Annotated in this window: 20 protein-coding genes and 1 pseudogene; 15 read left to right on the plus strand and 6 right to left on the minus strand. The window is 49.4% G+C overall.

The window, feature by feature from the left end:
• Positions 1-10 precede the first annotated feature (10 nt).
• Positions 11-988 carry an adenosylcobinamide-phosphate synthase CbiB gene (cbiB, locus tag JOY44_RS06495; RefSeq protein WP_171572847.1) on the minus strand — a complete coding sequence of 326 codons (978 nt, stop codon included), beginning with the start codon at positions 986-988 and terminating at the stop codon, positions 11-13.
• A gap of 96 nt (positions 989-1084) precedes the next feature.
• Between cbiB and JOY44_RS06500 the strand changes: the two genes are divergently transcribed.
• Positions 1085-1507, plus strand: coding sequence for a CU044_2847 family protein (locus tag JOY44_RS06500; RefSeq protein WP_171572848.1), 423 nt, complete (start codon positions 1085-1087; stop codon positions 1505-1507).
• Between the two features lie 3 nt (positions 1508-1510).
• On the opposite strand, the gene JOY44_RS06505 is transcribed toward JOY44_RS06500, so the two are convergent.
• Positions 1511-1954, minus strand: a complete 444-nt coding sequence (locus tag JOY44_RS06505; protein ID WP_171572849.1) for an Rrf2 family transcriptional regulator — start codon at positions 1952-1954, stop codon at positions 1511-1513.
• 78 nt (positions 1955-2032) lie between these two features.
• Complete coding sequence (locus JOY44_RS06510) at positions 2033-2479, minus strand: ketosteroid isomerase family protein (RefSeq protein WP_171572850.1); 447 nt, start codon at positions 2477-2479, stop codon at positions 2033-2035.
• A 151-nt stretch (positions 2480-2630) separates the two neighbouring features.
• On the opposite strand from JOY44_RS06510, the gene queG reads away from it, so the two are divergent.
• From queG to JOY44_RS06545, 7 genes and pseudogenes are all read left to right on the plus strand, one after another.
• Positions 2631-3569: a tRNA epoxyqueuosine(34) reductase QueG gene (gene queG / locus JOY44_RS06515; protein ID WP_171572851.1), complete on the plus strand. Its 939-nt coding sequence runs from the start codon at positions 2631-2633 to the stop codon at positions 3567-3569.
• 170 nt (positions 3570-3739) lie between these two features.
• Entirely contained in the window at positions 3740-4462 is a 723-nt protein-coding gene (locus JOY44_RS06520; RefSeq protein WP_171572852.1) for a HAMP domain-containing histidine kinase, read from the plus strand.
• Between the two features lie 226 nt (positions 4463-4688).
• Positions 4689-7124 carry a phosphoketolase gene (locus tag JOY44_RS06525; RefSeq protein WP_171572853.1) on the plus strand — a complete coding sequence of 812 codons (2436 nt, stop codon included), beginning with the start codon at positions 4689-4691 and terminating at the stop codon, positions 7122-7124.
• Between the two features lie 234 nt (positions 7125-7358).
• On the plus strand, positions 7359-9908 hold the full coding sequence (locus JOY44_RS06530; RefSeq protein WP_171572854.1) for a glycogen/starch/alpha-glucan phosphorylase: 2550 nt from the start codon (positions 7359-7361) through the stop codon (positions 9906-9908).
• A 135-nt stretch (positions 9909-10043) separates the two neighbouring features.
• Complete coding sequence (locus JOY44_RS06535; protein WP_171572855.1) at positions 10044-10388, plus strand: hypothetical protein; 345 nt, start codon at positions 10044-10046, stop codon at positions 10386-10388.
• A gap of 161 nt (positions 10389-10549) precedes the next feature.
• A complete protein-coding gene (locus JOY44_RS06540) occupies positions 10550-11188 on the plus strand; it encodes a histidine phosphatase family protein (protein WP_171572856.1) in 639 nt (212 codons plus the stop codon).
• A 59-nt stretch (positions 11189-11247) separates the two neighbouring features.
• Positions 11248-11709 (plus strand): annotated as a pseudogene (locus JOY44_RS06545) (DUF29 domain-containing protein).
• Between the two features lie 168 nt (positions 11710-11877).
• Here JOY44_RS06545 and JOY44_RS06550 read toward each other — a convergent pair.
• Positions 11878-12707, minus strand: a protein-coding gene (locus tag JOY44_RS06550; RefSeq protein ID WP_171572121.1) for an IS1 family transposase whose coding sequence is annotated in 2 segments (ribosomal slippage) — positions 11878-12363 and positions 12366-12707 — 828 coding nt in all. Because the reading frame shifts where the segments join, the coding sequence is not laid out codon by codon here.
• A gap of 232 nt (positions 12708-12939) precedes the next feature.
• Between JOY44_RS06550 and deoC the strand changes: the two genes are divergently transcribed.
• The 7 genes from deoC (at position 12940) to JOY44_RS06585 (ending at position 21414) form a co-directional block, all read left to right on the plus strand.
• Positions 12940-13620, plus strand: coding sequence for a deoxyribose-phosphate aldolase (gene deoC, locus JOY44_RS06555; protein ID WP_197985019.1), 681 nt, complete (start codon positions 12940-12942; stop codon positions 13618-13620).
• A 141-nt stretch (positions 13621-13761) separates the two neighbouring features.
• A complete protein-coding gene (gene recO, locus JOY44_RS06560; RefSeq protein WP_171572857.1) occupies positions 13762-14646 on the plus strand; it encodes a DNA repair protein RecO in 885 nt (294 codons plus the stop codon).
• A complete protein-coding gene (locus JOY44_RS06565; protein ID WP_197985020.1) occupies positions 14643-16385 on the plus strand; it encodes an MFS transporter in 1743 nt (580 codons plus the stop codon). Before recO ends, JOY44_RS06565 begins: the two co-directional genes overlap by 4 nt.
• Before the next feature lie 91 nt (positions 16386-16476).
• Positions 16477-17691: a glycosyltransferase family 4 protein gene (locus JOY44_RS06570; RefSeq protein WP_171572858.1), complete on the plus strand. Its 1215-nt coding sequence runs from the start codon at positions 16477-16479 to the stop codon at positions 17689-17691.
• 74 nt (positions 17692-17765) lie between these two features.
• Complete coding sequence (gene acs, locus JOY44_RS06575) at positions 17766-19733, plus strand: acetate--CoA ligase (RefSeq protein ID WP_171572859.1); 1968 nt, start codon at positions 17766-17768, stop codon at positions 19731-19733.
• A 286-nt stretch (positions 19734-20019) separates the two neighbouring features.
• On the plus strand, positions 20020-20925 hold the full coding sequence (locus tag JOY44_RS06580; RefSeq protein WP_197985021.1) for a lysophospholipid acyltransferase family protein: 906 nt from the start codon (positions 20020-20022) through the stop codon (positions 20923-20925).
• 135 nt (positions 20926-21060) lie between these two features.
• Positions 21061-21414, plus strand: a complete 354-nt coding sequence (locus JOY44_RS06585) for a hypothetical protein (protein ID WP_171572860.1) — start codon at positions 21061-21063, stop codon at positions 21412-21414.
• Between the two features lie 240 nt (positions 21415-21654).
• On the opposite strand, the gene cobN is transcribed toward JOY44_RS06585, so the two are convergent.
• Together cobN and JOY44_RS06595 are read right to left on the minus strand one after the other, a co-directional pair.
• Complete coding sequence (gene cobN, locus JOY44_RS06590) at positions 21655-25434, minus strand: cobaltochelatase subunit CobN (protein ID WP_171572861.1); 3780 nt, start codon at positions 25432-25434, stop codon at positions 21655-21657.
• A gap of 89 nt (positions 25435-25523) precedes the next feature.
• Positions 25524-26438: a hypothetical protein gene (locus tag JOY44_RS06595; protein WP_171572862.1), complete on the minus strand. Its 915-nt coding sequence runs from the start codon at positions 26436-26438 to the stop codon at positions 25524-25526.
• Positions 26439-26465: the final 27 nt, after the last annotated feature.

Raw genomic sequence — 26465 nt, forward strand, 5'->3', positions numbered from 1 at the left:
GGGTCATGGATTAGTCCAACTGTGCTCCTAACCACAAAGCTGAAACGGCGATCACCAACCAAATCACAAAACACTGGCGGGTCAGACGAAGCGCGGCAAAAATGTGGTTCAGGGCGATCGCCTCGTTTGCATCTCCCAGCAATGGCTTTTGTTTGGCAACACCGCCATACCAGTTTGTTCCACCGACTTGTACGCCTAATGCAGCTGCGTAGGCGGCCTCACTCCAGCCAGAATTGGGGCTAAGATCTTTGGGGGCATCGCGCCAACAAATCTGCCAGATGCGGCGGGGCCTGCCGGATAGGATTGAAATTGTCAACACCACCAAACGGCACGGAAGCCAAGTTAAGACATCATCCAGTTTGGCGCTAAACCAACCCAGGTGAGTATAAGGGGTTTCACGATAGCCCACCATGGAATCAAGAGTGCTGGCGGCTTTGTAGCTTAATGCCAGGGGAACGCTACCGATCGCTGGAATCATTGCACCGACGATCGCATAAAACAGTGGAGCCATCACCCCATCCGTTGCATTTTCGGTCACGGTTTCTAACACAGCGCGAAGCACTTCGGGCACAGATATGTTCTCGGTATCTCGTCCCACATACCGACTTAAGCGCGATCGTGATCGCGCTAAATCTCCTGCTTGCAAAGATTGGATTACTTCTTCCGCCGCATCTCTCAAACTGCGTCCCGCAAAACAGCTTGCCAGTAAAATAAGCTCCGTTGCCAAACCCACTACAGGGTGAACTGATTTTGCCACAGTAACCATTAGCCATCCTGCCAAACCTATCCCCAGCACCAATCCCACCCCCAGCCCAATGCCAGTAAGGCGTAATGCGATCGGTGATTTGAACATCCTGAACGCCTGTTGCGTATAGAGAGAAATCAGCCAACCCATCCCCTGAACCGGGTGCCACAACCCCCAGGGGTCGCCGATTCCATAATCCAAGAGTGCTGCCAAAATCAATACTAATTCTGCGTGGTATGCCACTATGCCTTACCCATAAGGGGTTTTGCCCCTGATCACCCTTTTCATCTTCAGGGAACACTCAAATCGCATCTACAATTCAAACTAAAGGAAACTGACGTGACTCAGCTTGTTCCCGTTCAACTTGATGATGGCATGATGCTGTACATCGAAGCCCAAGACAACACCAATAGCCCAACTATTTCTCCTGAGGCAGAGCTAGAACAACGACGCACCGGACAAAAAGGATTGCCGACCTTCAGCCCTCCTCGGATTGATCCGGCACAATCCATGCAGCTAATGCAAAACACGATTCGCACCTATGCTTACTACTGCATGAATGCATTCAAGAACTGTGGTGTTGCCAATATTGATGAAGTCACTTTAGAGTTTGGCGTGAATTTAAGCGCTGATGCTGGAGTGCCTTATATTGCCAGTGGCAAAGCCCAAAGCAGCCTAAAAATCACTGTTAAGTGTAGTTATCCTAAAGCTGAGGCGACATCTATCAATGGTCTGGTGATTGGGCAAGAAGCCAAGAACTAGAGATTACACAACAAAGCTAGAAGCCTGTCCTTGAGCCGCCTGCCAACTGCGCGCATCGTAGTAAAGATCTTCTAGGGAAATGCTGTAAAGCGCTTCTTTAAGCTTGTGGTGCAGGCGGTTCCAAAGGGTGAAGGTAACCCAATCTTCAGCATGGGCATCATTGGGATGATGGCGAGGTAAGGGATCAACACTTTCACCAACCGCTTCCAAAATTTGCCCTAGTGAAATTTGCGCTGGAGGACGAGCCAGTTGATAGCCACCCTGCGAGCCACGCACCGATCGCACCAAGCCAGCCCGACGCATTTCAATCAGCAACTTTTCTAAATAGGGAGCAGGAAGATCTTGACGTTGAGCGATCGCGTTCACAGAAGTAGGCCCAAACTTCGGCTGGAGACTCAAATCTAGCAGTGCCTTAACGCTGTAATGCCCACGGGTCGTTAGTTTCATTCAGTGAAGTATGCAGGAAGCAACTGATGCTAGCTTAAGCTTAAATCGCGATCGCTGAATGTTTAGTGATGTAGGGGTTTATTGACGCAGGTGCATCAGCTCTTGCAGAGACGCTAAAAGATTCACTTTTGCCAGAACAATTTGCTTATTTGGGTTAAGAACAAACGTCCAGGATACATTCACTGTAAACAAAGAAGTTTGTACCTTGCCCAATACCAAAAATTCAGTGTCGTCATTTTCCAAGTTTTCACTTTCCAAAACTTGCTGCCCCTGCTGAGGCAAGAGAATAAAGCCCTTGGCTTCCTTTTGTAAATAAGCTGCGATCTCGGTTTGCCCAATCACCATCGCCTCAAACGGAGGCTGTAACATTCCCTCTAGCGCAAAGAGTTGACTCGTCGCCTCAAAATTACCTGCATTGAGCCTCTCAAAGTATTGCAAAATGGTCGGTTCATCAATGCCCTCGATTGCAATCTGGGTAGGTTCTGTAGCGACCTCAGAACAGGTTTGTGGAAAAGCAGTTCCCATCAGTGGTGCCCTAAAAAATGAGTAGAAGATAGTCTCGTATTCATTAGAGTAGAGAGGCATGGAACTGAAGTTACATACCCATAGATAGATCTATTGCGATCGCCCATTTATCTAAAAAGCGATAATCCAGCCTGTCCCCTGTTCCTGAGCTATGACAACTGACTTCACCGTACAAATTAAGCAGAAAGCGCTGGAATTGGGCTTTCATAAAGTGGGCATTGCTGCTGTCAAAAATCCTTTGGATCCTGCCGTTTCTGCTTTGCAGTCTTGGCTAGCGCAGGGTTACCACGCTGACATGCAATGGATGACGAACCCTAAACGTGAGGATATTCAGCAGATCATGCCAGCAGTTCAGTCTGTGATTTGTGTGGCGCTCAACTACTATGCTCCTATTCCCCGACCTGCCGGCAAAGAGTATGGCAAGATTTCTCGCTATGGCTGGGGGCGAGATTATCACCGGGTGCTGCACAAAAAGCTCAAGGCATTGTCCCTGTGGCTGCAAGCTCAAGGGGAAGGGATACAGGCGCGCTACTACGCCGATACGGGACCTGTGCAAGAGAAAGCCTGGGCGCAACAGGCAGGGATGGGTTGGATTGCTAAAAATGGCAATTTGATCACACGGGAATATGGATCTTGGGTCTTTTTGGGGGAAGTGTTGACCAATTTAAAGTTGACCGTCGATCGCCCTCATACGGCTCACTGCGGTACCTGTACCCGCTGCATGGATGCCTGCCCAACAGGTGCAATTCCTCAACCGGCTGTGGTGGATGCCAACCGCTGCATCGCCTATCACACCATTGAAAACCGAGCGGAACGGTTGCCATCCGCGATCGCCTCCCATATGCAGGAATGGGTCGCTGGCTGTGATATTTGCCAGGACGTGTGCCCTTGGAATGAGCGCTTCGCCAAACCGACCGATGTTGCCGAATTTCATCCTTATCCCGCCAATGTGGCTCCCCTGCTAACTGAACTGGCTACGATTTCAGATGAAGAGTGCGATCGCCGCTTCCCCGCTTCTGCCCTGCGCCGCATTAAACCCTACATGCTGCGCCGAAATGCTCAAGCGAATTTAGATGCAGAAAGGGAATAGGTAAGGCACTTTCAAAGTCCTTCTTCTAAGCTGGGGAGAGGGATTTAGGTTGAGAGCAGAAGGGCCACTGGGAAAAAGCTTGAAAATTTGTTACATTACTTAATATAAGAGTCGTGATATAAGAGTCATGCCTCTGAATACTGTCTGTTTACCATGGACTTTCGGGCTATATGTCCCATCAGTGCGCAACTTCTTTAATAGAATCGTCCACCTTGCAGCGGCTACAGTCTGAAAATGCCGAATTGCAGGGCTTCTTTGATGCCCAAAAACAGGTGATTGCATCTTTGGAGCGGCGGGCGGGGCGATCGCTGGATACCCTATCGGTTCATGTGCAACAGCTTTCAGACACCCTTCACACTGATGCCGATTGGCAAAACTCTCTTGTATCAGTTCAAAGTGAAGTGGATGCGCTGTGCGATCTAATCAACGATGCCATGATGCTGCAAAAACTAGAGGCAGGCAAAGTTGAACTGCATTTACAGTCTTTAGAAACTGATACGTTACTAACATCGCTCAGTCGGCATTTACTCAGATCAAAGCAAACGGTTTCGTCTCGGTTGGTGTGTGAGTTCGATTCTTCGTTGCCGCTTATTTTGGCTGACCAAGATTTGACCGAGGCGGTTCTCACCGATCTGTTGGCAAGGGGCTTGCGATATTCTGACCCTGATTCGCCTGTGGTGCTCGGAGCTAGCTCCGTGGGTGAGCAGGTCAACATTTTTGTCACAGCGCAACGGTTTGCTCCCTTGGGCGATCGCGATTTTGCCACCGAAATAGTATTGTGCTGCCGGCGGATTGAAGTTCAGCAGGGCAAGGTGACTTGCGAACACCGCTCCGATGGGCTGCAAGTTGTTAAGATTGCTTTACGAATCTACGGAAATGTTATTTCATCCTAAAGAATTTGGATGAGCGTTTTTCTAGTTCCCTAGGTTACATCGCCTTAGATCAGCAGACTGTTACTATCAGTTGCACTGATAGAACTTGGTGACGGTCGGTAGATTTGTGAGCAATCTGGCGACAGCGTACCACCCTCTCTTTGTTCGTCAAAAGGTACTTCGGCTGTATTTGAGACGCGATTTTGAGTAATTCAAATCAACTATTGAGAGACAACACAGAAGAATTATGGTAGCAACTCCCCACAAAACCCCAATCGAAACCTCCATCAGCGCTTTTGGAGCGGCACGATCTACGGTCCAAGGAATGCCACTCAGCCCGGGCGAGCTTTCCAAAACCCATGCCTACTGGTGTGCTGCTAACTATTTAGCGGTCGGCATGATTTACCTGCGAGACAACCCATTATTAAGAAAATCTCTAGACGCTGATCATATTAAGCATCGCCTATTAGGGCATTGGGGCTCGAGTCCTGGGATCAGTTTCCTCTACACTCATCTCAACCGCATCATCAAAAAATTTGACCAAGACATGCTCTTTATGGTGGGTGCGGGGCATGGTGCGCCTGGTTTTCTAGGTCCTTGCTATTTAGAAGGTAGTTACTCTCACTATTTCCCAAATTGCAGTGAAGACGAAGCAGGGATGCAGCGCTTCTTCAAACAGTTTTCTTTTCCGGGTGGTGTTGGTAGTCATTGCACTCCTGAAACTCCAGGTTCCATTCATGAGGGCGGCGAATTAGGCTACAGCCTTTCTCATGCGTATGGTGCGGCCTTCGACAATCCAGACCTGATTGTTGTGACGATGCCAGGAGATGGTGAGTCGGAAACCGGACCGCTGGCTACTTCTTGGCACGCCAACAAATTCATTAACCCCATTCGGGATGGTGCAGTGCTGCCCGTTCTCCACCTCAATGGCTACAAAATCAACAACCCAACCATTTTGTCTCGCATCAGCCATGAAGAGCTAAAGTCTTTGTTTGAAGGGTATGGCTACACGCCTTATTTCGTGGAAGGGTCTGACCCCGACACGATGCATCAGGCAATGGCAGCAACGTTGGATCATTGCATCGCAGAAATCCATAGCATTCAGCAAGAGGCTCGGAGTAGCGGTCAGGCAACCCGCCCCCGGTGGCCGATGATCGTCATGCGGACTCCGAAGGGTTGGACAGGTCCTAAGGATGTGGATGGGCATAAGGTTGAAGGGTTTTGGCGATCGCACCAAGTACCCATGGGTGGAATGCAAACCAATGCTGAACACTTAAGCCTTTTAGACCAGTGGATGCGGAGCTACAAGCCAGAGGAACTGTTTGATGACCGTGGCTCACTCAAGCGTGAGCTGAAAGAGTTAGCACCCACTGGCACCAAACGTCTGGGTTCCACGCCCTATGCGAATGGCGGTTTGCTGAGAAAAGAGTTAAAAATGCCTGATTTCCGTCAGTATGGAGTGCAGGTAGAGCAGGCCGGTCAAACTGAGGCGATGAACACCAAGCCGTTGGGTAACTTTCTGCGGGATATCATGCAGAAAAACATGACCAGCTTCCGTGTGTTTGGTCCCGATGAAAATAGCTCGAATAAACTGGACGCAATTTACGAAGTTAGCAAAAAGTTTTGGATCGCTGAGTTTTTGCCAGAGGATTCGGATGGCGGCGAACTATCTCCAGATGGTCGCGTGATGGAAATGTTGAGTGAGCATACCCTGGAAGGCTGGCTAGAAGCCTACTTGCTCACTGGACGGCATGGCTTTTTCGCCACGTATGAGTCGTTTGCCCACATCATCGACTCAATGGTCAACCAGCATGCTAAGTGGCTGGAAATTTGCAGGCGCATCGACTGGCGTGAAGAGATTTCTTCGCTCAACATTCTGATCACGTCTACTGTTTGGCGGCAAGACCATAATGGTTTCACTCACCAAGACCCCGGTTTTATAGATGTGGTCGTCAATAAAAGTCCAGAGGTCGTGCGGATCTACATGCCTCCTGATGCCAATTCATTGCTGTCGGTTGCAGACCACTGCTTGCAAAGTACGAACTACGTCAATGTGATTGTGTGTGATAAGCAATTGCATACACAATTTATGGATATGGATGCCGCCGTAAAGCATTGCACTAAAGGGCTTGGCATTTGGGATTGGGCAAGCAATGACCAGGGTGAAGAACCGGATGTTGTGTTGGTGGGCTGTGGAGACATTCCAACCTTAGAAGCTTTGGCGGCGAACGCGTTGCTACGCCAAGAGTTTCCCAGTTTGAAAATTCGGTTCATCAATGTGGTTGATTTGCTGAAGTTGCAGCCTGATACCGAGCATTCCCACGGGCTGAGCGATCGCGACTTTGACAGCTTGTTTACGATTGATAAGCCGATCATCTTTAACTTTCATGGCTATCCCTGGTTGATCCATCGCTTGGCATACCGCCGTACCAACCATAACAATCTGCATGTGCGGGGCTATAAGGAAAAAGGCAACATTAACACGCCGATGGAACTGGCAATTTGTAACCAAATTGATCGGTACAGCATTGCGATCGATGTCATCGATCGAGTGCCCACGCTCAAAGTGGCGGGTGCTCATGCCAAAGAGCGATTCTTAAATGCTCAAATCGACTGCCGCAACTACGCTTTTGAACACGGGATCGACAAGCCTGAAATTCTTGAATGGAAGTGGCCGTATTAACAAACCATGGCGTGAATCAGCAAATAACGGGGTTGGCGTTTGCTGATTCACGCAGATTTGGTTTGACTGCCGGATAATTAGCCGGATGGGAACAGAAATCTTTACTTCTCAGCGAATCTGTTCCATATTGGTTTGTTTATTCAATCAACTTAATCCTGTTCAACTGAACTCCTACTGTTGAGTTGCAGCCTTCAGAAAATTTACATTTACAGACAATAACAAGGAACCGAGACGATGCAAACTGCGCCAACTCCCCCCGAATGCCCCACCGTTCGTGTAGAAGATGACCGCACTGGGTTGGATATTGAAACTCTAAAACGGGCATTTTTAGACAATTTGTTCTACATTCAGGGCAAGTTTCCAGAAATTGCGACCCAAAATGATTACTACATGGCGCTGGCCTACACCGTGCGCGATCGCTTGTTTCGTCGTTGGCTAAACACTGCTGAAACCTATAGCAAACAGAGGGCGCGTACCGTTTGCTACCTGTCAGCCGAATTTTTAATGGGTCCTCACCTCGGTAACAACCTGATCAACCTGGGCATTTTTGATACGGTCAAACAGGCGATGACTGAATTAGGGTTGAACCTTGATGAACTCTTTGAAAAAGAAGAAGAACCCGGTTTAGGGAATGGCGGTCTAGGACGGCTCGCTGCATGCTATTTAGACTCGCTTGCATCGCTGGAAACACCTTCTATTGGGTATGGCATCCGCTATGAATTTGGCATCTTTGACCAAGATATTAAAGATGGCTGGCAGGTCGAAGTAACCGACAAGTGGCTCCGCTACGGCAATCCTTGGGAAGTTGCTCGTCCCGAATGGGAAGTGGAAGTCAAATTTGGCGGACATACTCAAGCCTTTACCGATGAGCATGGGAACTACCGAGTGCTGTGGGTGCCTGACAAAGTGGTGCGCGGTGTTCCCTACGATACGCCAATTTCTGGCTACAAAGTCAACTCTTGCAACACCTTAAGGCTGTGGGCAGCAGAAGCAACAGATTCGTTTGACTTTGATGCGTTTAATGCGGGTGATTATTCTGGGGCAGTCTTCAAAAAGATGGAATCGGAAACGATTTCCAAGGTGCTGTACCCCAATGACAACATGACTCAGGGCAAAATTCTGCGATTAGAGCAGCAGTTTTTCTTTGTGTCCTGTTCATTGCAGGATATGTTCCGCATTATGAAGCGCCAAGGAATTGCGATCGATCAATTTCACGAAAAGTTTACCATTCAACTAAACGATACTCATCCAACGATCGCGGTAGCCGAACTAATGCGCCTGCTCATGGATGAATATGGAATGGAATGGGACAAAGCCTGGAGTATTGTCACCAAAACTTTTGCCTACACAAACCATACCCTACTGCCTGAAGCGCTCGAACGCTGGCCTATTGGTTTATTTGGGTCGATGTTGCCCCGTCATTTGGAAATCATCTATGAAATCAATCGTCATTTCTTAGATGATCTGCGAATCAAATTTCCCGATGATCTAGATCGGCTCAGCCGCATGTCGCTAATTGACGAAAGTGGCGAGCGCTATGTCCGGATGGCACATCTAGCCTGTGTTGGGAGCCATGCCATCAATGGAGTTGCGGCACTACATACCAAGTTGCTGAAGCAAGATGTGCTGCACGACTTCGCAGAAATGTATCCAGAAAAATTTGTGAATGTGACAAATGGCGTGACTCCTCGCCGTTTTGTGGCACTGAGCAATCCTCGTTTAACTAGCTTGATCACCAGTAAAATTGGCGGAAACTGGATTAAACAGCTAGATGAACTGCGGCAACTGGAAGGGTATGTGAATGATAGCGGATTCTGTAGCGAGTATCGCACTATCAAGCACGCCATTAAACAAGACTTGTCAAACTACATCAAAGAGTTTTACGGCCTTAATGTAGATCCCAATTCGATGTTTGATATTCAATCCAAACGGATTCACGAATACAAACGTCAGCACTTAAACGCTCTGCACATCGTGACTTTGTATAATCGAATCAAAGCAAATCCTAACATCGACATCACACCCCGTACCTTCTTGTTTGGGGGTAAGGCAGCTCCGGGTTACTATATGGCGAAATTGATTATCAAACTAATCAATTCGATCGCTGATGTAGTCAATCGTGATCCCGATGTGCGAGATCGCCTCAAGGTTTTGTTTATGAAAGACTACAGCGTTAAATTTGCCCAGAGGGTCTATCCAGCAGCGGATCTATCAGAGCAAATTTCTACTGCCGGCAAGGAAGCTTCCGGTACGGGCAACATGAAGTTTGCAATGAATGGTGCGCTCACCATTGGCACCTTAGATGGAGCCAACGTGGAAATTCTAGAAGAAGTGGGAGCCGATAACTTCTTTCTGTTTGGGCTAAATGCTGAAGAAGTCTCTCAGAAAAAAGCAGCCGGCTACAACCCGCAGGAGTTCTACAATTCAGATCCTGAGTTGAAGTTAGCGATTGATCGCATCTCATCCGGCTATTTCTCCCATGGAGATGCAGACCTGTTCAAGCCGCTGATGGATGATTTGATGTACCACGATCAATATCTCCTGTTTGCCGACTACCGCTCTTATATCGATTGTCAAGATCGGGTAGGTTTAACCTATCTCGATCAAGATCGCTGGACTCGGATGACGCTGTTGAACACGGCACGGATGGGCAAATTCTCTTCTGATCGATCCATTCGCGACTATACCGATAACATTTGGCACGCGAAACCTGTTTCGATTGATTTGAAGGAGTATGTTCAAGGCGGCAGCTTGATGGATACTCCAAGTGGGGTCTCTTTATAGCTAGAAGCAGCGATCGCACTATGGGGCATTGCACTGATGTAGTGCCCCGATCCTGTTTAAAGTCCAAGGCTCTGGCTCCGACTTTAAAGAATCATGTATAGTTCTAGGAAAGTTAGCCGCTTGATTGTCTTACCTATGAACAGCAAAGAACCCAGATTTCTCGCCGAGAACCAGTCTGTTACTTCGCTAGTGGCTCAGTTACACAACTACTTCCACAACTCCTATTCTCGCGACAAAGTTGCTCGGAGTACCTTGCTCAGTCAAATTGAGGCGGCCGAGGATGGACAAGTGCTTGAATTTCAAAAGCAACTTCGAGAAATAGATGAAGAATTGGTTCTGTTGGGTATTTTGAGTGACTCTCTTTCGATCGCCGATCGCCTGTTACACATGCGCTCTGTTCGTAGAGAATTAGGCCCCACCAGCGCTGCATACAAAATTCACCATGACCAGTCTTCTCCAGTGCAGGACAAAACGGCTTGAAAATAGCGCGATACGAATAGCGAAGTTGCTTACCTGAGAGTATGATCCTCGTCTCTTGTCCCTCTTCTAGAGCGTAAAGTTCTAGGGCGAGGGTATTCTGTAACTCACAGTTCTTTAAGTTTCACTGACCAACCATTTAAGCCAACCTCTTACACATCATCATGAGCCTCAAAATTTATTTTCTTCGCCATGGAGAAACTGACTTCAGTCAGACTGGTGGCTACTGTGGCGATTTAGATGCTGAACTAACGCCAGAAGGGGTAGAGATGGCAAAGGCGTTTGCAGATGCTTACAAAGCCGTTCCGTGGGAAGCCGTGTATGTCAGCCCCATGAAGCGCACGATCGCCACTGCAAAACCTTTATGTGATGCGGTTGGCGTTGACATGCAGCTCCGTCCTGGCTTGAAGGAAATTTCCTATGGCAAGTGGGAGGGGCAAACATTAGCCTATGTAAAGCAGCACTTTGGCGAGGATTATCTGCGCTGGCGTGGGGAGCCTGCCTGGAACCCACCCACTGGCGGCGAAACCTCCGTACAAATTGCCAGCCGTGCCTCGTTGGTGCTTGCCGAAATTCAAGAAAAATATCGCGATGGGAATGTGCTGGTTGTCTCCCACAAAGCGACTATTCGGATTTTGCTGTGTAGCTTGCTGGGAATCGAGTTGGGGCGTTACCGCGATCGCATCAATATCCTCACTACTTCCGTCAGCATCGTTCAATTTAATGAACATGGTCCTCTGTTAGAAGTGTTGGGCGATCGCTACCATATTCCCGAACACATCCGCAACCGACCCGGTACTTGATGGCGCGATCGCCGGTCTATCGTTGCTATGATCAGCCTTAATTCACTAGAGGCTTTGCGATGTCTCAAGCTGCTGAGAAACCCACGACCCTCTCCTCCCTTTACGAGGTCGATTTCTATGCATGGACTCAAGAACAAGCGATCCTCTTACGTGAGCAGAAGTGGAATCAGGTCGATCTGACAAATGTGCTTGAGGAGATTGAGAGTTTGGGCAAACAACAACGCCAAGAACTCCGAAATCGGCTAGGGATTCTGTTAGGGCACCTGCTTAAATGGCAATTTCAGCCCGACCAACGCAGTAAAAGCTGACGAGCAACCATTCGAGAACAACGCTATCGCCTTCGTAAATTGTTGGATGAAAGCCCTAGCCTGAAACCTCACATTTTAGAGGCGATCGCCTATGGCTATGAACTGAGTCTAGCCTTGGTCGCCCAGGAAACGTCCTTGGATTATGACGATCTGCCAAAAAATTGCCCCTATCTATCAGAGCAAATTTTGGACGATACTTTTTTGCCTGATTAGAGCAATCGCATTTTGAATTAATGAACACGGTCCTCTGTTAGAAGTGTTGGGCGATCGCTACCATATTCCCGAACACATCCGCAATCGGCCTGGAACTTGAACTGCGATCGCCTGTTTATCTTGATTAGTCGGCTACTTATTGTTCTGGTTCCGTGACCTGGTAGTGCACTAAAGGATTGTGGGGTAGGTAACGACATCCTGCCAGGTCCAAGGCTGCTCAGCCAGTTTTGCTCGTTGAGCCGCAGTTGTTTTGAATCGACTATGCCGCCAAATCCAATTGAAATAGCTGACTACTAAGCGTGTTGTCACTTTCGTTTGCTCCCACCGTTTGCCGAACTTGTTTTGCCTGCGGTGCCATCGAGCAGTTTGTTGTCGGACGATGCCGTTGGTTCGCTCTAAGCGCTGCGTTTTGTCTTTGCCAACATAGTGCAGAATTTCAGGCGGAAGGACTCGTTCATAGCCTCCCCAGTCATCACTGTTCCACTGTTTGCAAGCCGTTTTTCCCTGTGTACTAATTACCAATTCCTCAATAAGTTCGTCTGTATGCTTGCCCACTCGTGCCGCTAAAATCAGTCCACTGGAGTCCGCTAAACTCAGACCTATCCAGCAGTCTCCCACTTCTAATTCATTGGAAAGACATTGCTTCTGTTTTTTTGCACGAAAGACCACATCTCATCCGCACTCACCTCTGCGGTTGCCACTTGCTTGACCTGGTCGTTATGAATTAGCTGAGCCTTGGCACTCGATGCCCGAACAATACTGACCACGGTGTTGTATGCCAAGCCTGTAATTCGGCTAATCCCTCGTAAGCTGCTGCCCTCACTATGAGCTTGTAGCACCTGCTGAACTTGTTCCGGACTCACTCGTCGCCAGTAGTACAGCGTGTCAAAGCTCTCACAGAAGGTTTGCTGGCAGTGAGGGCAGAAATAGCGTTGGTGTCCATTGGGCAGCTTGCCATGCTTATGACACTTAGGATGACCACAAAGTCGGCATTCCATAGCTTCTTGAGGGGAAAGAATTGATCCTACTTTACCAAGCCCACAATCCTTTAACCTTTACCAAGCCCACAATCCTTTAACGCACAATCCGTGACCTTTCTAGAACGTCAGGGGCGACTTCTGCCTTTGGAGTTTCAAACAAAATTAGAATCAAATCCTCCATTACTTCTACGAATGATTGATTATTGGATATGGCTACATCGTCTGCCCTTCAAAACAGTCATTCCAACCCATGATGAAAAGTAATTTCGATCTAGATATTGACCTGGCCGCATTTATTGACCATGCTTTGCTTACCCCCACTGCAACTCCAGAGCAGGTAGAGCAGTGGTGCGAAGAATGCGATCGCTTCGGATTTGCCGCCATTTGCTTACATCCAGTTCATGTGCAGCAAGCGACTCGCTTGTTACATGGCAAAAGACCCAAAGTTTGTACCGTGATTGGCTTTCCCTATGGAGCCAACACCTCTACTGTTAAGCTTTATGAAGCTGCGGAAGCGGCCGAAAATGGAGCCACAGAACTCGATGTGGTGATCAATATCGGCTGGCTCAAGACGGGGAAAGTGGATGAGGTGCATCGTGAGATTGCTGATATTTGCGACCAAACGGGACAAACCATCAAAGCGATTTTAGAAATGGCGCTATTAACTCCAGCCGAGAAAAAATTGGCAGCAGAGATTTGCATGGATGCTGGAGCTGCTTTTTTGAAAACCAGCACAGGGCTAAATGGTGGCGCAACGTTAGAGGATGTGCGGTTACTAAAGGAACTCACACAAGATCGGGTAGAGATTAAAGCTTCCGGAGGAATCCGAACGGTTGAACAAGCGTTAGATTTAATTAACGCTGGGGCAACTCGGATTGGAACGTCACGCGGCGTGGAACTGGTGCATCAGCGGAACACGCAAAAGGAGTAGGGATTCGGAGTTCGGGATTCAGGGTGCGGAGTTCGGCGTTCGGACTTTGCCTTTGCATCTCGCCTTTCCTTTTCTATAATTTGCCTTATCCACTCCGCACTCCGCACTTCATACTCCGTACTTTCCACTTCGCACCTCTGTATGTCTCGTACTTATAAAGCTATCGGAATTAATCTCAAAAGTATGCCGCTGGGAGAAGCGGATCGGTTGCTGACGATTTTGACGCGGGAGCATGGTTTGGTGAAGGCGATCGCCATCAGTGCCCGTAAACATAACTCCAAAATGAGCGGGCGCAGCGGTCTGTTTGTGGTGAATGACTTACTGATCGCCAAGGGAAAATCGCTCGATAAAATTACTCAAGCAGAAACAGTCATCTCTTATTCGGGGTTAGGAAAAGATCTGAAGCGATTAACGGCTAGCCAATACTTAGCCGAACTGTGCCTCTATCAAGCCTTAAGCGATCAGCCTCAAGACGAATTATTCTGCATCTTGAATGAACAATTACAGCGGCTAGAGCGATCGCCCACCTCGCTCATTTTGCTAACGCTGATCTCTGGGATTTATCAACTTTTGACCGTGGCGGGAGTTGCTCCTGAAGTGCATCGCTGCTGTGTCACGCAGCAACCTTTAGTTCCCAATGAACCCGTTGGCTTTAGTATTCCTGCTGGCGGCACCGTTACTTTAGAATCATTAGAGCAACTGCAACAGCCCAACAGTCCGCACGTCCGTATAACCAAACCCGTTCAGAGTTCGTTTAGGCGAAATGCCCAACTTCATAGTCTAATTGGATCAAAGGAGTTAATCATCCTACAGGCGATCGCCCAAACTGGGCCGTTGCAAACGGATGCAGATTCCAGTCAGTCTGACAATTTTGCTCAGGTTGCGACTTCAATGACGGCTTGCATTTCTGTAGAGCGGATTTTGCGCCAGTACGCTCAGTACCATTTCGATCGCTCTATTCGCTCCGCAACCCTGATGGATGCCTGTTTTTCAAGCTCACCTTTGCCCCAACTGTCACAATCATGATGCAATTGCCCAAACCCAATTTAGAAGCCATGATGATGCAGTCTACCGAATCTCTAAATGAGGGGCAGGAACAAGAGCTTCATCAAGATACGTCCCGTGTAGATTCCAAGCTTGATCAAACTTTGTTACAATCCGCTACAGGTTCACAGGCAGATTCTCGCTTATCTGATAAGGCAGCTTTGTCGGCGAATACAGTCTGCGATGGAAGTAAGGAGCGCACCTCGGCAATGTTTCGTTCTGAAGAAGAGGAATTACTTGAATCAACGGAGCGGGCTTTGGAGCAATCTTTGGTAACTGAGGCTGCGAGCGATCGCGCAGCCGAGTCCATTGTTAAGTCGATGCCGCTGGATGAGTCGAGCCTGCCTAATTCGCCCCAAACTGGAGGCGGGTCTGAGCCAGAGCGTGGCTTTTTGCCAGTCTTAAAAAATCGTAGTTTTCTAACGCTTTGGGGTGGTCAGGTCTTTTCCCAACTGGCGGATAAGGTGTATTTGGTGCTAATGATTGCGTTGATTGCCAGTCGCTTTCAAGCAGAAGACCAAACCATTAGCGGTTGGGTGTCATCCATTATGATTGCATCCACCATTCCCGCTGTATTGTTTGGGTCGATCGCAGGGGTTTATGTCGATCGCTGGTCTAAAAAAACAGTCTTGGTGATCACGAACCTGCTCCGTGGAGGTTTGGTCATATTCTTGCCATTTTTGCTGTGGCTGACTAAAGGATGGGCACCCTGGCATGGCTTGCCCGTGGGTTTCTACGTGCTACTGACTATTACCTTTTTGGTTTCTACGCTCACCCAGTTTTTTGCTCCGGCAGAGCAGTCTGCGATTCCATTGATTGTCGAGCGCAGGCATCTTCTCTCTGCCAATTCTCTTTACACCACGACGATGATGGCATCGGTGATTGTTGGTTTCGCAGTTGGAGAGCCGCTGTTGGCGATCGCGGATGGCATTGTGACTCATCTAGGCTGGACAGCGGTGGGATTGGGTAAAGAGTTGGTGGTGGGTGGAAGCTACGTGATTGCTGGGTTAGTTTTGCTACTGCTCAAAATCACAGAAAAACAACGCTATCCATCTTTTCAATTCTCATCCAATGGTGCGACTAATGATGCCGCTGAGGCGACAGAAGAACCCCCTCATGTATTTGCGGACATCCGGGATGGCGTTCGCTATTTAGGACAGCAGCCTCAGGTGCGGGGCGCGTTGATTCAACTGGTGATCTTGTTTTCGGTATTTGCGGCATTGGCAGTGCTGGCTGTGCGCTTGGCGGAGGTGATTCCTGAAATCAAATCTTCTCAGTTCGGCTTCTTGTTGGCAGCAGGAGGAGTCGGGATGGCGATCGGGGCAACGTTTATTGGTTATTTTGGGCAACGCTTTCCTCATTCTCGTCTGAGCCTGTGGGGTTCGCTGGGTATGGCGTTGGCACTGGCAGGGCTAGCCTTCTTCTCCAATCATCTAATTCCAGTGCTGCTGCTGCTAGTGACATTGGGCTTGTGTTCGGCGATCGTGGGCGTGCCCATGCAAACAACTATTCAGGAAGAAACGCCCGAAGACATGCGGGGCAAAGTATTTGGTCTGCAAAACAATGCTATTAATATTGCTTTGAGTTTGCCGCTTGCATTAGCCGGAATTGCCGAAACGTTCTTTGGTCTACGAATCGTTTTTTTGGGTCTGGCTGCTTTGATGGTCGCAGGTGGGGTCTTAAGCTGGTATATTGCTCGCACAAGCCTAGCCAACCGTTAGAATCGTAAGTTGTTCTTTACGATTGGTTAGACTGCTTGGCAGTTTCCACTGCTTAGATCCCACTAACCTTCGCATACAGCAATAAAATCGAATGCACATTGCATGGCTTGGAAAAAAGGCTCCCTTTTGCGGCAATGTCACTTACAGTCGAGAGGTGACGAATGCTCTGCAAGATTTAGGACATCAGGTTAGCTTCTTTCACTTCGCCCAAGAAGGACCGCCCCCTGATAATTGGCCCGATTTTTTAGAAGAAATTTCAATTCCATTCCTCTATAAATCACAGCTGTATACCATTCCAAATCTTCGCTCCAAAAAAGTGCTGACCGACTCTTTGGAAGATCTGAAACCAGATGTCGTACATGCGTCTTTAACGCTATCACCGCTGGATTTTTTGCTCCCAGAAATCTGTGAAGACCTGGATATTCCGCTAGTTGCCACTTTTCATCCTGCCTTTGATCGCAAACTGCGAAACTTCTCCTCAGGCACTCAGCACCTTGCCTATCAGCTTTATGCGCCCTGTTTGGCAAAATACGATCGCGTGATTGTTTTTTCTAATATTCAACGGGCAATTTTGATCAAGCTTGGAGTTGCTCCTGCTCGCATTGCCGTCATTCCCAACGGCGTAGACACTCAAAAATATTGCCCTGGTGTTTCCAACTTCAAAGCAGAAGTTGGGGCAAATCGAGTGTTTCTCTATCAAGGACGCATTGCTCCTGAAAAGAATGTTGAATCTCTGTTAAAAGCCTGGAAGCAATCCAACATGGGAGTGGGAGCCAAACTGGTGATTGTGGGTAACCACGGACCGCTTGCTGCTTCCCTGACTCCATTTTATGGAGCAGAACACGGCATTGTGTGGATGGGATTCATTGCAGATGAGCAGCGGCGCATCGAAATTTTGCGGGGCACCGATGTCTTTGTGTTGCCTTCTTTGGTGGAAGGGCTATCGCTTTCCCTACTAGAAGCAATGGCGTGTGGTCTTGCCTGTGTGGCAACCGACGCTGGAGCAGATGGCGAAGTGTTGGAAGCAGAAGCCGGAGTCATTATTAAAACCCAGGGTGTAGCGACTCAGCTTAAAATCTTACTGCCTCAATTGCGAGATCACGCTGCTTGGACAACGACCCTTGGAACCAATGCCCGTCGGCGTGCTGAGGAACGCTATACCTTAAGCGATAACATCGCTCAAGTTGAGAAACTGTATAGCGATCTGCTGCTGTTGCGATCTCAGTCTAAACGTCACACTCCGCAGTATTTAAGCCACGCTTCAACTCACCTCAAAAACAGCGCCTTTGTTCGCTCTAAATATTAGAAAAAGATTTGTTCGCTCTACAATCTCACCCATTGCGATCTAAAATCTAGAATCGCTACTCCACAATCACCCCAATGTCTCAGCCTACGATCGAATCCATTCTGCACGAAGAGCGTCTGTTTCATCCGCCTGCGGAATTCTCACAGCACGCTCAGATCAAAAGCCTGGAACAATACCAGCAGCTTTATGACAAAGCAAAAGCTGATCCGCAAGCGTTTTGGGCAGAATTGGCAGACACTGAACTGCATTGGTTTCAAAAGTGGGACACGGTGTTGGATTGGCAGCCACCCTTTGCCAAATGGTTTGTGAATGGCAAGATCAATATTTCCTACAACTGTTTAGATCGGCACCTGACGACTTGGCGGCGCAATAAGGCAGCGTTGATTTGGGAAGGAGAACCGGGAGATTCACGCACACTGACCTACGCCCAACTCCATCGAGAAGTCTGTCAGTTTGCCAACGTGCTAAAACAACTGGGCGTGGAGAAGGGCGATCGCGTGGGAATTTATATGCCCATGATTCCCGAAGCGGCGATCGCCATGCTTGCCTGTGCTCGAATTGGAGCGGTGCACTCCGTCGTATTTGGTGGTTTCAGCGCTGAGGCACTGCGCGATCGCCTGGTGGATGTGCAGGCAAAACTGGTGGTGACGGCAGATGGCGGTTGGCGAAAAGACGTGATCGTGCCTCTCAAAGAACAGGTAGACAAAGCCTTGGCTGGCAATAGTGCACCCAACGTTGAGAACGTGGTGGTAGTGCGGCGCACTGAGCAAAAAATTACCATGGAATCCGGTCGCGACCACTGGTGGCATGACCTGCAAGCTAAAGCCTCTGCCGATTGCCCTGCCGAACCCATGGACAGCGAAGATATGCTGTTTGTGTTGTATACCTCTGGCAGCACCGGCAAACCCAAAGGGGTCGTCCACACTACGGGCGGCTACAACCTCTATACCCACATAACCACAAAGTGGATCTTTGACCTGAAAGACACTGATGTTTATTGGTGTACTGCCGATGTTGGCTGGATTACTGGGCACAGCTACATTGTCTATGGTCCCTTGTCCAACGGTGCCACCAGCGTTATGTATGAAGGTGCGCCCCGTGCCTCCAATCCGGGCTGTATGTGGGATGTGATTGAAAAGTACGGCGTGAATATTTTTTACACTGCGCCTACCGCTATTCGTGCCTTTATCAAAATGGGCGAACAGTTGCCCAACGCCCGCAATCTTGACTCGCTGCGGCTCTTGGGCACTGTCGGCGAACCGATCAATCCGGAAGCCTGGATGTGGTATCACCGGGTTATTGGCAAAGAGCGCTGCCCCATTGTGGATACCTGGTGGCAGACGGAAACCGGCGGCATTATGATTACGCCTCTTCCTGGTGCAGTGCCGACGAAACCGGGTTCCGCGACGCTACCATTTCCTGGTATTTTGGCGGATATTGTGGATTTGGAGGGTAATCCCGCTCCTGCAAGCGAGGGCGGCTATTTAGCGGTGCAGCATCCCTGGCCCGGCATGATGCGAACGGTGTACGGCGATCCCGATCGCTTCCGTCGCACTTATTGGGAACACATTCCACCAAAAGATGGACAGTATCTCTATTTTGCTGGTGACGGTGCCCGTTGCGATCAGGACGGCTACTTTTGGGTAATGGGCCGCGTGGATGACGTAATCAACGTGGCAGGGCATCGCCTTGGCACCATGGAAATTGAATCAGCACTGGTGTCTCATTCGGCAGTAGCCGAAGCCGCTGTGGTCGGCAAACCCGATGATCTGAAAGGGGAAGAAATTGTGGCGTTTGTGACGCTGGAAAATAACATTGCTGCCAGCGATGAGTTGAAAAACGAACTGAAAAAGCATGTGGTGCAGGAAATTGGCGCGATCGCGCGCCCCGGTGAAATCAAATTTGCCGATGCCTTGCCCAAAACGCGATCAGGTAAAATCATGCGTCGGCTGCTGCGATCGCTGGCGGCTGGTGAAGAGATATCTGGCGACACCTCTACCCTAGAAGATCGAAGCGTGTTAGAAAAACTGCGCGAAGGCTAATCACTTTTGGTGCCAGCCAGTTCCACTCACTTGCTTGTTGGGTGTAATTAGGACGGGGTAATACTGCTTCTACACCCTCATTAAATACGAGGACCGCAGCGACGGAATGTAACGCCTTTCTTTTTCACCATTCTTTGCTTAACTACAAGCAGCAACCAAGTTCTCTTTTGCTGACGCTTGATTAATCAAATTGCTACCGAACCAGGCAACTTACGCTGATTTGCGAATAGCGCTGACTGAGCCAAGCCCGTTTGAAAACTGCATTACGTAGGGGAGTGAATACTCGTTGTCCCATAATTTCGATGTCCGCTTGGATGGTCGCCGCACTCAAAGTCAAGGCACTCACTCTCCCTTCGATGGCTGGTCCTTAGACGAACGATCGCCGCAAGCGATTAATGCGTTACTTCCGTTCGGAGTGTGGCTTTACCGCTACTACTTTCGGGTCACAACCGACGGTTGGCAACACTTACCGTCGGCTGGCAGCATGTTGCTGGTTGGGTCTCACAACGGCGGCATGATTGCACCCGATACCCTAATGTTTATGGTCGATTGGTTTCGCCGATTTGGTGCCGAGCGCCCGGTTTATGGGCTAATGCATCCCAATGTTTGGATGGTGCCTGGTTATGCTCGATTGACCGTTGAGCTAGGGGCAATTAAGGCTCATCCTAAACCCGCGATCGCCGCTCTCAGAAAAGGTGCCGCGGTCTTGGTGTATCCTGGTGGGGCTGAAGATCTATGGCGACCCCACCAGCAGCGTCATCGCATTCACTTTGCTGGGCGTAAAGGCTTCATCAAGTTAGCGTTACGAGAGGGTGTGCCGATTGTCCCTGCCATCTCGAAGGGTGCCCATGATACCTTGATCGTTTTAGCCGATTATTACAAGGAACTGCGGCAACTCCATGATTGGGGAATGCCCTGGTTGTTTGGCGTTGATCCGCTCGTCTTTCCGATTTATTTAGGGCTACCTTGGGGGTTGGCAATTGGACCCTTGCCAAACATTCCACTGCCGGTATCCATCCACACTCGTATTTGTGCCCCAATTGTGTTTGAGCGGTATGGTCGGGCGGCGGCAATGGACTGTGCTTATGTGGATGATTGCTATGAAAGAGTAGTGCAGCAGATGCAGTTGGAGCTAGATCTTCTGGTGCAAGGGCAAAGTGGCACTAGCGGAATCTTAGAGCCACCGGCTTAGCGCGCGATCGCTTCTACCGGCTGACAGCGTTCGTTCAGAAAATCTATGCATTTGTATAGAAGTGAGTTCCTTTTGTAGGTGGGAAAATTATCCTGATTAATTTAGTTTAATTCACTTACTAAGAAGGTAAATCATATGACAAACCATGCTTTTCGTGCGCTTCAAGGGATTATCAAACAACTGACCGTGCTGCTGGTTAGTGTTGTAATACTTTTAAGCCTTACTCAAACGGCGGTATTGGCGGCATCTGCTACAGAGCTAAAATTACATGGCACACCGGGTATTACGGCACCGATTCCTGGCGAAAACGTTAGTGAGCTGAAAGAACAACGCCGCGAGTGGCAAGAGAAAGAATCATCACATGATGTTGAAAACGATAAGGGCAGTTCATTAGGTGAAACGTTGAAGAAAAAGCTGAATCTTGACGAAATTACCGAGGGCTACCACCCTGAAAAGGAAGCTGAAAAGCACTCCTCACCCACATCATAAGCACTCTGTCTCGTCAACACACTCTGCTCTTCTTCCCCCTGCCCAATGGTTAAGCAGGGGGTTTTCTGGCAAATTGCACTTGAAGAAATCAAATTATGCATTTTTCTTCTAAAATTGCCATCGATTCTAAGAATCACCTGTGTGAGCTGTTCTAAATTTACGTGATTTTTTATTTGTCATAGTGCCAAATGAATGTCATTGAGGCTGTAGTGTTTGTCTTTTTTAATTAGCACTGTATAACTATTCACCTATACTTCCCAGTCGCCCTTCAATCTCGGCTTCGGCTTCCAAAGAGAGCGATCGCAACTGATCCAGCATCGTCTGATCCACGTTTTCCCACATGCCTCGTTGATGGGCCTCCAGCAGTCGTTCTGTTATATCGCGTAGTGCCCAAGGATTTTTCTGCTGCACAAATGCCTGCACCTGCGGATCAAGCACATAGGCTTCTGCCACGCCTTCATACATATAGTCCGTAACGCATTGAGCCGTGGCATCATAGGCAAACATGTAGTCAATTGTTGCAGCCATTTCAAAGGCTCCCTTATAGCCATGGCGCATTGCTCCGGCAATCCATTTTGGATTGACTACTCTCGATCGATAGACCCGCGCAATCTCTTGTTGCAGCGATCGCACTTTTGGATTTTCTGGTAGTGAATGATCGCCAAAATATACCGTTGGGTTTTGTCCTTGGAGCGATCGCACCGCTGCGGTTAAGCCACCTTGAAACTGATAATAATCATCGGAATCGAGTAGATCATGTTCACGGTTGTCCTGATTTTGCAGCACAATTTGCAGGTTGGTTAAACGGCGTTCAAAAGCCTCTGGTGCGGAGTAGCCAACGCCCTGAGCGCTGTAGGCATAACTGCTCCAGTTGAGGTACGCACGGGCGAAATCGTCTGTTGTTTCCCAGTTTTGCGATTCGATCAAGCCCTGCAATCCGGCACCATAGGCACCCGGTTTGGAGCCGAACACTCGATATCGCGATCGCTGCTCTGCCTGTTCAACCGTCAAGCCTGCCTGTTGCCACTCCTGGGTTTCTTGCTGCACCTGTGCCGCCAAGGGATTTCCATCAGCGGATTCATTCAGTGCGGCCACCGCCGTCACCGCTTGATCAAACAAATCAATCAAATTGGGAAACGCATCCCGAAAAAATCCTGAAATCCGCAGGGTCACATCCACCCGTGGGCGACCCAATATCGACAGCGGCAACACCTCAAAATCAATCACCCGCCGCGAGGCTCCTTCCCAAACGGGCTGTACGCCTAACAGCGCTAATGCCTCGGCCAAATCATCGCCCCCCGTCCGCATCGTGGAAGTGCCCCAAATCGAGAGCGCTAACGTTTTGGGATATTCACCATGCTCTTGGGTATAGGCTTCAATCAAAACTTCAGCCGCTTTACGACCCACATCCCAGGCGCTCTCAGTCGGCACCGCACGAATGTCAACCGAATAAAAGTTGCGCCCCGTGGGCAACACATCTGGACGACCCCGCGTTGGCGCACCCGATGGAGCCGCTGGCACATATCCCCCTGCCAGCCCATGCAGCAGGTAATACATTTCCTGCTCTGTATGGTGCAGATCGGGCAGAAGGCGATCGCGAATCCAGTTCAACTCTGCGGCTATCTCATCGTCATTCAAAGGAGCACCTCCATTCAGCAATTGCTCAACCTGGTCGGCGGCGAAGTTCTCGATCAGGTCAACGGCATCTCCAATGGTGCGGGGTGATGGAGTGGTGGAGTGGTGGAGTGGCGGGGTGAAGGAGTAGAGGAGTGCTGGATCTGCCATCAAAGGGTCGAAATCAAGCTCCCAGGCTTGGGCGATCGCGCGGGTCAAGCCCAGTCGTCCCGGTGATGGATGGCGGGCGATTGAGACGATCAGATCGCGCAATTGTCGTCCTGTGGGGCATTGTCCAAAGATGTGTAAGCCGTCGCGAATTTGGGATTCTTTCAGTTCGCACAAATAGCGATCAGCATTGGTGATCAGCTCGGTTAAGGCGGCGGGTGTAAATTGGGCAATGGACACCTCGCCTGTCATGGCTTGGACTTCCTGACTGAGATTCTCTTGTTGAATCAGTGCCGTCATACGATCACGGATCACCGCTAACCGAGATGGATCGAGGGTTTGAGCTTCATAGTATTCATCAATTAAGCCTTCAAGCTGCTGCAAACCACCGTACAGTTCAGCGCGGGTCATGGGCGGCGTGAGATGATCGATGATCACGGCTTGCGATCGCCGTTTTGCCTGGGAGCCTTCCCCCGGATCGTTGACGATGAACGGATACAGATGAGGAATTGCACCGAAGGCAACTTCAGGATAGCAATCTTGAGACAGGGCAACACTTTTGCCAGGAAGCCATTCTAAGTTGCCGTGCTTCCCCACATGGACGATCGCATGGGTGCCAAAGTCCGATCGTAACCAGTGATAAAACGCGAGATAGTCGTGGGTGGGTTCTAAATCTGGCGCGTGATAGTTGAGTGCTGGATCGATCTCATACCCACGTGAAGGCTGAATGCCAACAAAAATATTACCGAGTTGAATTCCGGCAATCGCAAATGAGTCTTGGGCATCTCCCCAGCGTTGGTTAACCTGAGTCTTTACCGTTTCTGGGAGAGTATCAAACCAGGCTTGATAGGCCGCGACCGACAGCGTTTGCTCAACCGGATTCATTCCTTTTGTTTCTGGGTCGTTCGTGATGCCTGCGGTGAGTCGTCGAATCAGTTCGTCATCGGTTTCTGGGATGTTCTCGACGTGATACCCAGCCTGTTTCATTGCTTGGAGAATTGCCACACAGCTTGCTGGAGTATCCAGCCCGACTCCATTCGCAAGGCGACCGTTGCGAGTTGGATAGTTGGCTAAAATGAGCGCCACTTTGCGATCGCACAGGTTCGCCTGTCGCAGTTTTGCCCAATTTGCTGCCAAATCCGCCACAAACTGAATGCGATCGTCCACGGGCTGATAGTTCAGCACCTCAGTTTCCAACGCTGCATTCCATCCCTGCACTGCCTTAAACGAAACCGCTCGACTGATGATGCGTCCATCCACCTCTGGCAATGCCACATTCATTGCCACATCACGAGGAGATAAACCGCGCCATTCCTGTTGCCATTGCGCCAAGCCACCTCCACTCAGAATCACTTGCAGCACGGGAACATTTAACCGTTGCCACAACTCCGGGAAGTCAGAAGTCGTTTCATCGCCCCGCTCCCTTTCTCCTAATTGAGCCAAAGAAAAACTGGTGGTGTTCAGCAGCACTTGAATGCCAGCTTCATCTTTGGGACGGAAGTAGTGCAGTAACTCTGCCTGAACGTCCGGATCTCGCAGCGAAGAGACAAAAATGGGCACGGGATGCAAATCGCGATCGCTCAATGCCTGACAGAGGGCATCGATTGGAGCCAGGTTGCCTGCTAAATAATGCGCCCGATAAAACACAATTCCGACTTGAGGCGCGTTTTGTATCGCAGGCGAGATGTGGAAAGGATACACCCCTACAGACGGCACGGGTTGGGGCGGTTCATACTCATACTGATTGGATATGCTGTGATGTGCCAGCCAGCGCAACGCGTTGACCATGTTTTCTACACCGCCCTCCAAAAAGTAGCGCCAGCACTGGTTTACCTGGGCGATCGCTAAAGTGGAATGGCTGATCAGCGTTGGATCGGGCTGATTATCTCCCGGCAACACAATCAGCGTTGCCCCCGTGCGTTCAACCGTCTCGCGCACCACTTCCAATCCATAAGACCAGTAGGAACGACCGCCCAACAGCCGCAGCACGATCACCTGAGCTTTCTCCAAAACAGTTTCAGCGTAGGTGTCGATCGACAACTGCTGCTGAAGCTGCAATAAATTGACCACCCGCAAAGCCGGAAAGTTGGCAGGGAGATAGGGCATTGCCTGGGCGATCGCGTTGATATCAGTATCCGCTGCGGTAATCAACACGATGGGTGCAGGAGTCTGATCAACAAAAATCACGCCTTCTGTGTCAGGAGTCCAACCGCCCGGTGTTGCTGCCAGTCTATGCATAATGATGTCTTTCGAGTGAGTGAGACTGCCGCGATCGCGGCATTGGGTGAGTGTATCGCATCTTTAGCCAACTCTGCCCCCAGCACTCGCTAATCAAATTCGCCAAACTCTAAGATCGGGCTGTTGCCTGAAAGCTCGTCGTAGTCGCCAAGTAAGTTTGCCATTACTAACTTACTGACCCGCGAACTGCGCCAATAGCTGGTGTGGTCAGCAATTAAACCCAGCGCCATTGCCACATCCCCAATGTTTTTCTTCAGAAAATTGTGCTCTCCTAGATAGCGATCGCGAAAAAACAAATCAGTATCATCCAAATTGAGGCTAGAGCGGAGAGGATAGGCAAAGATATCGGATGCATGAATCACGTTGATCCACCGGAGAGCCGTACCAGAATAGGTGCTAGCGAACATTTTCAGCCGTTGGTCATTCACATTCATCATCTGCTTGAAGATCAGCAGCGGGCAGCCCAATGTCGTGATGCTGCGGAGTTTCACCTTGCGCTTATTGGGCGAATCCACTAGCCCATCAATCACGCTGCGAAAGTAATAAGCTGGATCGGAGGTTCCGTAGTCTGAAAACAGCAAATCCCACAAAATGACGCTGCTCAGAGAATGCGCTACTAGGTGCAAATCCTCGTCGTAGGGATTGTCGGTCACGAAGTTGAGGAACTGCATTGCCACCGTGCGGCGGATTTCGCGCCCTTGTGGACTGCTGAGATATTTGAAAATATCTTGAAAGAAGCCTGTAATCAGTTGCTCTCGACGTTGGCGATAGTGAAATACATCGTCAATATCAACTTGAGGATAATCCCATTTAAAGGCTTCTAAGTCTTGCTGCACATAATCCCAAATTTCATTCGTGCTACCCAACTCTTCACCCCAATAGCTGGAATAGAACTCAGGTAGGGTTAAGTCGCGATCGGAAAAGTCTGCAATCAAACGATCGCGTAGCGGATCGGCATAGCCAGATCGCCGCACCGAAGCCCCATGCATAAACCACACTAGCATTACGCGATCGCTCCTCAGTTATAGTGA

Origin of the sequence: Leptolyngbya sp. Cla-17, from assembly GCF_016807185.1 — a bacterium.
Classification (GTDB): Bacteria; Cyanobacteriota; Cyanobacteriia; order Leptolyngbyales; family Leptolyngbyaceae; genus ULC077BIN1.

Bases quoted from the DNA above. Each gene is read 5' to 3' on its own strand.
- JOY44_RS06505 (WP_171572849.1), bottom strand. From the start codon at position 1,954: ATGAAACTAACGACCCGTGGGCATTACAGCGTTAAGGCACTGCTAGAT.
- JOY44_RS06510 (WP_171572850.1), bottom strand. From the start codon at position 2,479: ATGGGAACTGCTTTTCCACAAACCTGTTCTGAGGTCGCTACAGAACCT.
- queG (WP_171572851.1), top strand. From the start codon at position 2,631: ATGACAACTGACTTCACCGTACAAATTAAGCAGAAAGCGCTGGAATTG.
- JOY44_RS06520 (WP_171572852.1), top strand. From the start codon at position 3,740: ATGTCCCATCAGTGCGCAACTTCTTTAATAGAATCGTCCACCTTGCAG.
- JOY44_RS06525 (WP_171572853.1), top strand. From the start codon at position 4,689: ATGGTAGCAACTCCCCACAAAACCCCAATCGAAACCTCCATCAGCGCT.
- JOY44_RS06530 (WP_171572854.1), top strand. From the start codon at position 7,359: ATGCAAACTGCGCCAACTCCCCCCGAATGCCCCACCGTTCGTGTAGAA.
- JOY44_RS06535 (WP_171572855.1), top strand. From the start codon at position 10,044: ATGAACAGCAAAGAACCCAGATTTCTCGCCGAGAACCAGTCTGTTACT.
- JOY44_RS06540 (WP_171572856.1), top strand. From the start codon at position 10,550: ATGAGCCTCAAAATTTATTTTCTTCGCCATGGAGAAACTGACTTCAGT.
- deoC (WP_197985019.1), top strand. From the start codon at position 12,940: ATGATGAAAAGTAATTTCGATCTAGATATTGACCTGGCCGCATTTATT.
- recO (WP_171572857.1), top strand. From the start codon at position 13,762: ATGTCTCGTACTTATAAAGCTATCGGAATTAATCTCAAAAGTATGCCG.
- JOY44_RS06565 (WP_197985020.1), top strand. From the start codon at position 14,643: ATGATGCAATTGCCCAAACCCAATTTAGAAGCCATGATGATGCAGTCT.
- JOY44_RS06570 (WP_171572858.1), top strand. From the start codon at position 16,477: ATGCACATTGCATGGCTTGGAAAAAAGGCTCCCTTTTGCGGCAATGTC.
- acs (WP_171572859.1), top strand. From the start codon at position 17,766: ATGTCTCAGCCTACGATCGAATCCATTCTGCACGAAGAGCGTCTGTTT.
- JOY44_RS06585 (WP_171572860.1), top strand. From the start codon at position 21,061: ATGACAAACCATGCTTTTCGTGCGCTTCAAGGGATTATCAAACAACTG.
- cobN (WP_171572861.1), bottom strand. From the start codon at position 25,434: ATGCATAGACTGGCAGCAACACCGGGCGGTTGGACTCCTGACACAGAA.
- JOY44_RS06595 (WP_171572862.1), bottom strand. From the start codon at position 26,438: ATGCTAGTGTGGTTTATGCATGGGGCTTCGGTGCGGCGATCTGGCTAT.